This is a genomic window from Streptococcus mitis (assembly GCF_002096925.1).
Taxonomy (GTDB): domain Bacteria; phylum Bacillota; class Bacilli; order Lactobacillales; family Streptococcaceae; genus Streptococcus; species Streptococcus mitis_AF.
Genome location: NZ_NCVN01000030.1, coordinates 1 through 10856, shown reverse-complemented (window position 1 = coordinate 10856; position 10856 = coordinate 1). Strand labels below are relative to the sequence as shown.

Here is a 10856-nt window from a genome sequence, read left to right as displayed (position 1 = left end):
GACCTTCCTCGTATCGTCTCAATCTGGGGAAATGACCAAGAATACCGCGAAAAATCTGCCAAAGCCTTTGCCATCTTGCTTCATCTCATGAGAGGAACTCCTTATATCTACCAAGGTGAGGAGATTGGGATGACCAACTATCCGTTTGAAACACTGGACCAAGTAGAAGATATTGAATCCCTCAACTATGCGCGTGAAGCTCTTGAAAAAGGTGTGCCGATGGACGAAATCATGGAAAGTATCCGTGTCATTGGACGTGACAATGCCCGTACCCCTATGCAATGGGACGAGAGCAAAAACGCTGGTTTCTCAACAGGTCAACCTTGGTTGGCAGTCACCCCAAACTATCAAGCAATCAACGTTCAAGAAGCACTGGCAAATCCAGATTCTATTTTCTATACCTATCAGAAACTGGTTCAAATCCGTAAGGAAAATAGCTGGCTGATTCAAGCTGATTTTGAATTGCTTGATACGGTTGATAAGGTCTTTGCCTATATCCGTAAGGACGGTGACCGTCGCTTCCTAGTTTTGGCTAACTTGTCCAATGAAGAGCAAGACTTGACCGTAGAAGGAAACGTCAAATCGGTTTTGATTGAAAACACCGTGGCTCAGGAAGTTTTTGAAAAACAAAGCTTAGCTCCATGGGATGCTTTCTGTGTGGAAATGACTAACTAAAAAGTGAGAACCTTGAGCCTTAGAGTTTGAGGTTTTTTGCTAAAAGTTGTGTAAAAAACTCTTTTAAAAATATTTGTTAGAATTTTCTAACAAATCGCACTAAAATTCTTGTATTTATAAAAAAATAAGGTATAATAGTGAAAATACTATTTTGAAGGAGATTATTTATGCAATCGAAAAAGTGGCTCTTAGGAGCGGGAGTGACCTTGAGTGCGGCCCTTCTTTTGGCAGCTTGTGGTAAAAGTGATAAGAAAGCAGATGCCCCGAGGAGCTTTTCTTATGTTTATGCAGTGGATCCGTCTTCCTTGGATTATAGCGTTACGAGTAAAAGTTCTACTTCTGACGTGATTGGTAATGTTGTTGATGGTCTTTTAGAGAATGATAAATATGGGAATCTTGTTCCGTCTTTAGCAGAGGATTGGACTGTTTCAACCGATGGTTTGACTTACACTTACAAACTTCGTAAGGGGGTGAAGTGGTATACTTCTGAAGGAGAGGAGTATGCAGAAGTTAAGGCGCAGGATTTTGTTACAGGTCTGAAGCATGCAGCAGATGCTAAGTCAGATGGTCTTTCTTTGATTGAAAAATCAATCAAAGGTTTGGAGGCTTATGTTAGTGGTGAGACCAATGATTTTTCAACTGTAGGTGTTAAAGCTCTTGATGATTATACGGTAGAATATACCCTTAATAAACCAGAAAGTTTTTGGAACTCTAAAGTAACAACAGCAACCATGCTCCCTGTAAATGAAGAATTTTTGAATGCAACAGGCAAGGATTACGGAGCGCCAACCCCATCAAGTATTCTTTACAATGGTCCATATTTTTTGAAATCTTTGATTTCTAAATCTGTGATTGAATATGAAAAAAATCCTAACTATTGGGATAAGGAAAATGTCAAGATTGATAATGTAAAATTAACATTCTATGACGGATCAGATCAAGAATCCCTTATCCGTAGTTTCGCTACAGGAGCATATAATACAGCGAGACTTTTCCCAAATAGTTCAAGTTTTGCTTCTACCAAAGAGAAATATGGAGATCAGATTATTTATAGCCCTCAGGAAGCAACTAGTTATTACTTTACTTTTAACGTAAATCGTCAATCATATAATAAAACAGCCAAGACAGATGAAGGACAAAAGCTTTCTACAAAAGAAGCCATGCTGAATAAAAATTTCCGTCAAGCAATTAATTTTGCCTTCAATCGCCACGCCTATACAGCTCAATTAAACGGTGAAGAGGGTGCGGATAAGATTATTCGTAATAGTCTAGTGCCAGATAATTACGTTCAAGTAGCTGGGAAGACCTTCGGACAGTTGGCTCAGGATGAACTACTGAAATATGGAGAACAGTGGAAAGATGTGACTCTCACAGATGGTAAGGATACAATTTACAATCCAACAAAGGCCAAGTCTGCATTTGAAAAAGCGAAGTCAGAATTGCAAGCTAAGGGAGTGAGTTTCCCGATTCATCTAGATGTGCCAGTAGAACAGACAGATGTAGTTGCGGTGCAACAAACCAATTCGCTAAAACAATCAATTGAAGAAACGCTTGGAACGGAGAATGTGATTATAGATGTTCTTCAAATGACAGATAATGAGAAGGAAAGTATTACTTCTCAAGCTAAAGTTCCAACCCAAAAAGATTATGATTTGAACGGAACAGGTTGGGGACCAGATTACCAAGATCCAGCAACCTATCTCAATATTTTAGATGCTAAGAAGGGTTCTGCCTTGAAACATCTAGGTATAACAAAGGGCAAGGATCCTGAAGTTGTGGCAAAAGTTGGCTTGGATGAATACAAGAAGCTCTTGGATGATGCGGCTTCTGAGACAAGTAATCTTGATAAACGATACGAAAAGTATGCTAAAGCACAGGCTTGGGTTACTGATAGTTCACTTCTTATTCCAGTTGCTTCTTCAGGGGGCTCTCCTATGGTTAGTCGTACTGTTCCATTTACCAAAGCTTATTCACAGGTCGGTATTAAGGGGGATCCATTTATTTTTAAAGGAATGGAACTTCAAAATGATATTGTGACAACTAAAGAGTATGATGCGGCCTTCAAAAAGTGGCAAAAGGAAAAACTGGAATCGAATGCTCAGTATCAAAAGGATTTAGAAAAGCACATAAAATAACGTGAATGAGATTCTTGCTTTCGTTAGGTTATCAGTTAATTCATTGATATTTAAATGATAAATCGTATAAAAACAAGGGAGGACTGTATGAAAGGCAGGAATTCTTTGTTTTTTTATGGCTAAGATTTATAAACTTTCATTCTTAAAATTCAATTAACTTTACAAATTTCCACTATTTTGGTAAAATAAACCTATGTTATAAAAACTAACATAAAGGAGAAAGAAGATGACTACAAAAAAGCGTATCCTTAGTGCAGGTCTGACTGTTGCAGCTGCCTTGCTGTTAACTGCTTGCGGACAATCAGGTTCAGATACAAAAACTTACTCATCAACCTTTAGTGGAAACCCAACTACATTTAACTACTTATTAGACTACTACGCTGATAATACAGCTATTATTACTAACCTAGTTGATGGTTTGCTTGAAAATGACAACCACGGAAACCTAGTTCCATCTTTGGCAGAGGACTGGTCTGTTTCAAGCGACGGTCTGACTTATACCTATAAACTGAGAAAAGATGCCAAATGGTTTACGGCTGACGGTGAAGAGTATGCCCCAGTCAAGGCACAAGATTTTGTGACAGGTATCAAATACGCAGTGGATAATAAATCCCAGGCCATTGACTTGATTCAAAACTCAATCAAGGGCTTGAATGATTATATTACAGGAGCGGATTCTGACTTTTCTAAGGTTGGAGTGAAAGCCATTGATGACCATACTGTTGAGTATACTTTGGCGCGCCCAGAACCTTACTGGAACTCAAAAACAACCAACAGTATTCTTTTCCCAGTGAATGAAGAGTTTCTAAACTCAAAAGGGAAAGATTTTGGTACCCTATCTCCAGATAGCATTCTCTACAGCGGACCTTATTTGTTAAAAGATTTCACATCAAAATCATCGATCGAGTATGTGAAAAATCCGCATTATTATGATCATGACAAAGTATCGATTGAACATGTAAAATTGGCCTATTTTGATGGTTCAGACCAAGAATTGACCATCCGTAACTTTGAAAGTGGAGCTTATTCAATCGCAGGTGTTTATCCAAATAGTTCTAACTTTGCTAAGACCAAGGAGAAATATAAGGATAATATCGTCTATAGCTTGCAGGACAAGACTTCTTGGTATTTCAATTTTAACGTCAACCGTAAGGCCTACAATCACACTGCTAAAACAACAGATGAGCAGAAGAAGTCAACTGAGACAGCTGTTTTGAACAAGAACTTCCGCCAAGCGGTGAACTTTGCCTTGGACCGCACAGCCTATTCTGCTCAGTCAAATGGGGAAGAAGCGGCTAGCAAGACCCTTCGTAACACCCTAGTACCTCCTACATTTGTCCAAGTTGGAGACAAGACTTTTGGAGAAGTAGTCGCTTCTAAATTGGTCAACTATGGCACAGAATGGTCAGGTATTAACTTGGCAGATGCTCAGGATGCCTATTTTAACAAAGAAAAAGCCCAAGCAAAATTTGCGGAAGCTAAAAAAGAATTGGCAAGTCAAGGTGTGACTTTCCCTATTCACTTGGATGTAGCTGTTGATCAAACAAGTAAAAATGCTGTGACAGGCATGAACTCAGTTAAGCAGACCCTTGAGTCAGTTTTAGGTGCTGATAACATTGTCATTGATGTTCAGCAACTTTCAACAGATGATTTTAATAACGTAGCCTTCTTAGCACCAACACCAGCTGATCGAGACTATGATTTGAGCTTTGATGGTTGGGTAGGTGACTATCAGGATCCATCAACTTATCTCAATCCTTTCAATGCAGAGGATGGATTCTACCTCAAAATTTTTGGTCTAGATGCTCAAGAAGATAAAGCTAAGATTGCTAGCTTGGGGCTTGATACTTACACCAAGATGCTCAAAGATGCAGATAGTGAAAATAAAGATGTAGCAAAACGCTATGAAAAATATGCTGAAGCACAGGCTTGGATGATTGACAATTCTCTGATTATGTCAGCCATGTCAAGTGGTGGAACAGCATCTGTAACCAAAGTAACGCCATTTACAAGAGGGTACTCAATGGTCGGTATCAAGGGTGATGGCAATAACTACAAGTATATGAAACTGCAAAAAGATACTGTGACAACCAAACAGTATGAAGAAGCTAAGACTAAATGGGAGCAAGAAAGTAAAAAAGCAATCGAAAAAGCTCAAAAAGAAGCAGAAAATCATGTCAAATAGATGAGCGAGGTTCCGTAAGGGACCTTGTTTTGATGTTTATATAGTAAATTTATTGATGTAATTGGTTGCAAGTCAAAAAGAATGTTTCGGAAAGAAGATGAAAATGCCTTACCTAAGCGGATTTACCCCGCAAGTGTATTTTTTTATGATATAATAAAATGAAATAAAAATTGATAATAGAGGTATATCGTGAGTAGATCTTCGAAGCGAGCTCGTAAGGGTAAAACAAAAATATTGATTAGTTGGGGGTTGCTAGCTATCTATGCATTACTAGCAGTCTTTTTATTGTTTTTGATTTTCAAGTATAATATGCTAGCCTTCCGATATCTCAATATAGTGGTTGCTGTCTTAATTGTAGCCTTAGCCATCTTGTGCTTCTTTTTAATTCGGTCTAAGAAAGCTAAAAATCTAACGCTGATTTTATTACTGCTTGGTGTGTTAATCAATGGAACTTCTCTCTTTGCTGTAGGGCAGTTCATTGGATTTACCAGTCGCCTGAATGCGACATCGAACTACTCACATTATTCGATGAGTATTGCGGTATTAGCAGATAGTTCAATTGATAATATCAGTCAGGTAACCAGTGTAACGGGGCCGACTGGGACGGATAAGGATAATATCCAACAGTTGATGAATGATCTTAAGGCTAGTCAAAATAAGGAATTGACAGTCGAAGAAAGCAGATCCTATCTTGCGGCCTATAAGAGCTTGTTAGCTGGCGATACAAAGGCAATCATTCTAAACAGTGTCTTTGAAAACATTATTGAATCAGAATATCCTGACTATGCTTCAAAAATTAAGAAAATCTATACCAAAGAATTAACCAAGACGGTTGAAACTCCAAAAGATGTCAAGGGTGACAGTTTCAATGTTTATATCAGTGGAATTGATACTTACGGTCCAATCAGTTCGGTTTCTCGTTCGGATGTCAATATCATTATGACAGTTAATCGTGAAACGAAAAAGATTCTCTTGACAACGACACCTCGTGATTCCTATGTTCCAATTGCAGATGGGGGCAACAACCAAAAAGATAAGTTGACCCATGCAGGTATTTATGGAGTAGATGCTTCGATTCATACACTGGAAAATCTTTACGGTATTGACTTGAACTATTACGCTCGTTTGAATTTCACCTCTTTCTTGAAATTGATTGATTTACTTGGTGGAGTTGATGTCTATAATGATCAAGAGTTTACCGCTCATACAAATGGGAAGTTCTATCCTGTAGGGAAGGTTCATCTTGATTCGGAGCAAGCTCTTGGCTTTGTGCGTGAGCGCTATTCTTTGGCAGATGGAGATCGGGATCGTGGCCGTAACCAGCAAAAGGTCATTGTTGCAATTCTGCAAAAATTAACCTCTACGGAAGCTTTGAAAAATTATGACAGTATTATAAAAGGGCTGCAAGATTCGATTCAAACCAATATGCCACTTGAAACCATGATGAACCTGGTTAATGCCCAACTTGAGAGTGGTGGAACTTATAAGATCAATTCGCAAGATCTTAAAGGAACAGGGCGTATGGATTTACCATCCTATGCCATGCCTGAGAGTAGCCTCTACATGATGGAAATTAGTGACAGCAGTTTAGAGTCAGTCAAGGCTGCAATCAATGATGTGATGGAAGGGAAATAAGACAAAATGATTGATATTCATTCGCATATCGTATTTGGTGTGGATGATGGTCCAAAATCTAAGCAAAAAGCAAGATTCTTTTGACAGAAATCTATGGATAAGAAGTACGGATTTAAGATGTAAAATATGCAATTGTATCATCTATTAAAGCAATCAATCTTGTACAATTGCTACAACAGTTTGTTAAAAAATAAAGGAGCTTAAAATGTACGATTATCTAATCGTTGGTGCTGGTCTTTTTGGCGCGGTTTTTGCCCATGAAGCAGCCTTAAAAGGAAAAAAAGTAAAAGTCATTGAAAAACGAAATCATATCGCGGGTAATATCTATACTCGTGAAGAGGAAGGAATTCGAGTTCATCAATATGGTGCTCATATTTTCCATACTTCTGATAAGGAGATTTGGGATTATGTAAATCAGTTTGCAGAATTTAACCGTTATACAAATTCTCCTGTCGCAAATTATAAGGGAGAGATTTATAATCTTCCATTTAATATGAATACTTTCAATAAACTCTGGGGAGTTGTAACGCCAGCAGAAGCACAAGCCAAGATTGATGAGCAACGTGCTGTTTTAAATGGTAAAACTCCAGAAAATTTGGAAGAACAGGCGATCTCTCTTGTAGGTACAGATATCTACGAAAAATTAATCAAAGATTATACAGAGAAACAGTGGGGCAAGCCAACTACGGAACTTCCAGCCTTTATCATTCGCCGTTTGCCAGTACGCCTGACCTATGATAACAACTATTTTAACGATACCTATCAAGGAATTCCAATTGGTGGCTACACTCAAATAGTTGAAAAAATGTTGGATCATGAAAATATTGATGTAGAAACAAATGTTGATTTCTTTGCGAATAAAGAACAATATATGAAGAACTTCCCTAAAATTGTCTTTACTGGTATGATTGATGAATTCTTTGACTATAAGTTGGGTGAACTAGAGTATCGTAGTCTTCGTTTTGAAAATGAGACCTTGGATATGGAGAATTACCAAGGAAATGCAGTTGTGAACTATACGGATTCAGAAACTCCATATACTCGCATTATTGAACACAAACATTTTGAGTTTGGGAATCAAGCAAAGACTATCATTACTAAAGAACATTCTAAAACATGGGAAAAAGGTGATGAGCCTTATTATCCAGTTAATAATGATCGTAATAATCATTTGTATAAATCATATAAAAAACTTGCTGATGAGCAAGGCAATGTTATCTTTGGTGGTCGTTTAGGACACTATCGTTATTACGATATGCACCAAGTAATTGGAGCAGCTTTACAGTGTGCAAGAAATGAGTTAGATTAAACACCTAGAACTGTTATCAGTTGCTATTTACAAATATGATCAATAATTCCTTGACTACGTAATGTAGTTGAGGGGTTTTTGATATTATTCATATTTTTGCGAAGTTATTGTTTAAAAAATAATTTTCAAAAATTCAGAAAATTGTATTGACAGGACTCAAAAAAGGGGCTATAATGAATAAAAAAACAAAGGAGAAGACTATGAAAACAAGGAAAGTATTGGCTTTTGCGGGAGTAACTTTATTAGCAGCAGGTGTCTTAGCGGCTTGCTCGGGTGGTTCTGCTACTAAAGGTGAGCAGACCTTTGCATTTACATACGAGACACATCCAGATAATCTCAACTATTTGACAACTGGTAAGGCAGCAACTGCCGACATTACTAGTAATGTGATTGATGGATTGCTTGAAAATGATAAATACGGGAACCTTATTCCCTCAATGGCAGAGGACTGGTCAGTTTCTAAGGATGGCTTGACTTATACTTATAAGATTCGTCAGGATGCCAAGTGGTATACATCTGAGGGAGAAGAGTATGCTCCTGTTAAGGCTCAAGACTTTGTGACAGGTCTTAAATATGCAACAGATAAGAAAGCAGAAGCCCTTTACTTGGTACAAGATTCAATCAAAGGTCTGGATGCTTATGCTAAAGGGGAAATTAAAGATTTTTCTCAAGTCGGGATTAAAGCCCTTGATGATCAAACAGTCCAATACACGTTGAACAAACCTGAAAGTTTTTGGAACTCAAAAACAACCATGGGTGTGCTTGCGCCAGTTAATGAAGAGTTTTTGAACTCAAAAGGGGATGATTTTGCCAAAGCTACGGATCCAAGTAGTATCTTGTACAATGGTCCTTATTTGTTGAAATCCATTGTGACCAAATCCTCTGTTGAATTTGCGAAAAATCCGAACTACTGGGATAAGGATAATGTGCATATTGACAAGATCAAATTGTCATTCTGGGATGGTCAAGATACTAGCAAACCAGCAGAAAACTTTAAAGATGGTAGCCTTACAGCAGCTCGTCTCTATCCAACAAGTGCAAGTTTTGCAGAACTTGAAAAAGAGCTGAAAGACAATATTGTCTATACTCAACAAGACTCTGTTACGTATCTAGTGGGAACAAATATTGACCGCCAATCTTATAAATACACATCTAAGACCAGCGAAGAACAAAAAACATCTACGAAAAAGGCTCTTTTAAACAAGGATTTCCGTCAGGCTATTGCCTTTGGTTTTGACCGTACAGCCTATGCCTCTCAGTTGAATGGAGAAACTGGAGCAAGCAAAATCTTACGTAATCTCTTTGTTCCACCAACATTTGTTCAAGCAGATGGTAAAAATTTTGGCGATATGGTCAAAGAGAAATTGATCACTTATGGGGATGAATGGAAGGATGTTAATCTTGCAGATTCTCAGGATGGCCTTTACAATCCAGAGAAAGCCAAGGCTGAATTTGCTAAAGCTAAATCAGCCTTACAAGCAGAAGGAGTCCAATTCCCAATTCACCTAGATATGCCTGTTGACCAAACAGCAACTACAAAAGTTCAGCGCGTGCAATCTATGAAACAATCCTTGGAAGCGACTTTAGGAACTGATAATGTCATTATTGATATTCAACAACTACAAAAAGATGAAGTAAACAATATTACATATTTTGCTGAAAATGCTGCTGGCGAAGACTGGGATTTATCAGATAATGTCGGTTGGGGTCCAGACTTTGCCGATCCATCAACTTACCTTGATATCATCAAACCATCTGTAGGAGAAAGTACTAAAACATATTTAGGATTTGACTCAGGGAAAGATAATGTAGCTGCTAAAAAAGTAGGTCTATATGACTACGAGAAATTGGTTACTGAAGCTGGTGATGAGTCTATAGATGTTGCTAAACGATATGATAAATACGCTGCAGCTCAAGCTTGGTTGACAGATAGTGCTTTGATTATTCCAACTACATCTCGTACAGGGCGTCCAATCTTGTCTAAGATGGTACCATTTACAATACCATTTGCATTGTCAGGAAATAAAGGTACAAGTGAGCCACTCTTGTATAAATACCTTGAACTTCAAGACAAGGCAGTCACAGCAGATGAATACCAAAAAGCTCAAGATAAATGGATGAAAGAAAAAGAAGAATCCAATAAAAAAGCGCAAGAAGAGCTCGCAAAACATGTGAAATAGATTTTAATCATCTATAGAAACAGAGTGATAAAGAACCTGAGACAAAATAGTTCTCAGCCACAAAAAAGCTAGAGATTTCCAATTGCGGAACTCTAGCTTTTTAATTTTGAGTCGTTCTCTTATTGTATTTGAGGAGGTTATTGGCCATAAGTATCAATGTAGTAAACCTTGATTTCCTGTTGAAAGTCCGTCTGTGTTTTCTGATGTTTGATATGGTGAAAACGATAATAGCAGCCGTAAGGATGTGTGTAGCTATCCTCCTTGTCATCATAGTGCCAATTCGCTAAGTTTCTATCCGACTGTTTATACCCTCTCTTTTGTTCCTTATCAAACATGGCATATTTAATCAGATGGTTTACCTGCTTTTCATCTAAACGAAGGAGATTCTCTTCACTTCCATATCCAGCATCTGCGACAACTGTCTTCAAGTCATGAGGATAGGTTTCAAGTAAGGGTAGAAGAGTCTTGGTATCTGTCTGATTTGAGAAGATATCATAGTGAAGAACAAATTGGTTTTCAGTAGCGATTTGAAGATTATAAGCAGCCTTGAGTTGACCATTTTTCATATGGTCTTCTTTCATTCGCATAAAAGTGGCATCTGGATTGGTTTTGGAAAAACTGTTACGCCCTTCAAATGTCTCCTGATACTTCTCATACTTTTCAGCACGTACTGAAAAATCATCTTTGACTTTACGCAAGACTTTCTTGAGTTTACGACGCGGGATTTTACGTTCATC

At 37.9% G+C, this 10856-nt stretch carries 6 protein-coding genes and 1 pseudogene; 6 read left to right on the top strand and 1 reads right to left on the bottom strand.

Annotation, left to right across the window (positions count from 1 at the left end):
* From B7692_RS06185 to B7692_RS06160, 6 genes are all read left to right on the top strand, one after another.
* Positions 1–675: alpha-amylase family glycosyl hydrolase (locus tag B7692_RS06185; RefSeq protein WP_192855485.1), on the top strand; the 675-nt coding region annotated here is incomplete at its 5' end.
* Positions 676–842: 167 nt separating this feature from the next.
* Complete coding sequence (locus B7692_RS06180; RefSeq protein WP_049544886.1) at positions 843–2810, top strand: peptide ABC transporter substrate-binding protein; 1968 nt, start codon at positions 843–845, stop codon at positions 2808–2810.
* 226 nt (positions 2811–3036) lie between these two features.
* Positions 3037–4995 carry a peptide ABC transporter substrate-binding protein gene (locus tag B7692_RS06175; RefSeq protein ID WP_084930231.1) on the top strand — a complete coding sequence of 653 codons (1959 nt, stop codon included), beginning with the start codon at positions 3037–3039 and terminating at the stop codon, positions 4993–4995.
* Between the two features lie 189 nt (positions 4996–5184).
* Positions 5185–6630 (top strand): LCP family glycopolymer transferase CpsA, encoded by a 1446-nt coding sequence (cpsA, locus tag B7692_RS06170; RefSeq protein ID WP_084930230.1) that lies wholly within the window; start codon positions 5185–5187, stop codon positions 6628–6630.
* 205 nt (positions 6631–6835) lie between these two features.
* Positions 6836–7939 (top strand): UDP-galactopyranose mutase, encoded by a 1104-nt coding sequence (glf, locus tag B7692_RS06165; RefSeq protein WP_084930229.1) that lies wholly within the window; start codon positions 6836–6838, stop codon positions 7937–7939.
* A gap of 200 nt (positions 7940–8139) precedes the next feature.
* Positions 8140–10119, top strand: a complete 1980-nt coding sequence (locus tag B7692_RS06160) for a peptide ABC transporter substrate-binding protein (RefSeq protein ID WP_084930228.1) — start codon at positions 8140–8142, stop codon at positions 10117–10119.
* Positions 10120–10271: 152 nt separating this feature from the next.
* Here the strand turns inward: B7692_RS06160 and B7692_RS06155 are convergent.
* A pseudogene (locus B7692_RS06155) lies at positions 10272–10856 on the bottom strand (transposase); the annotation flags it as partial.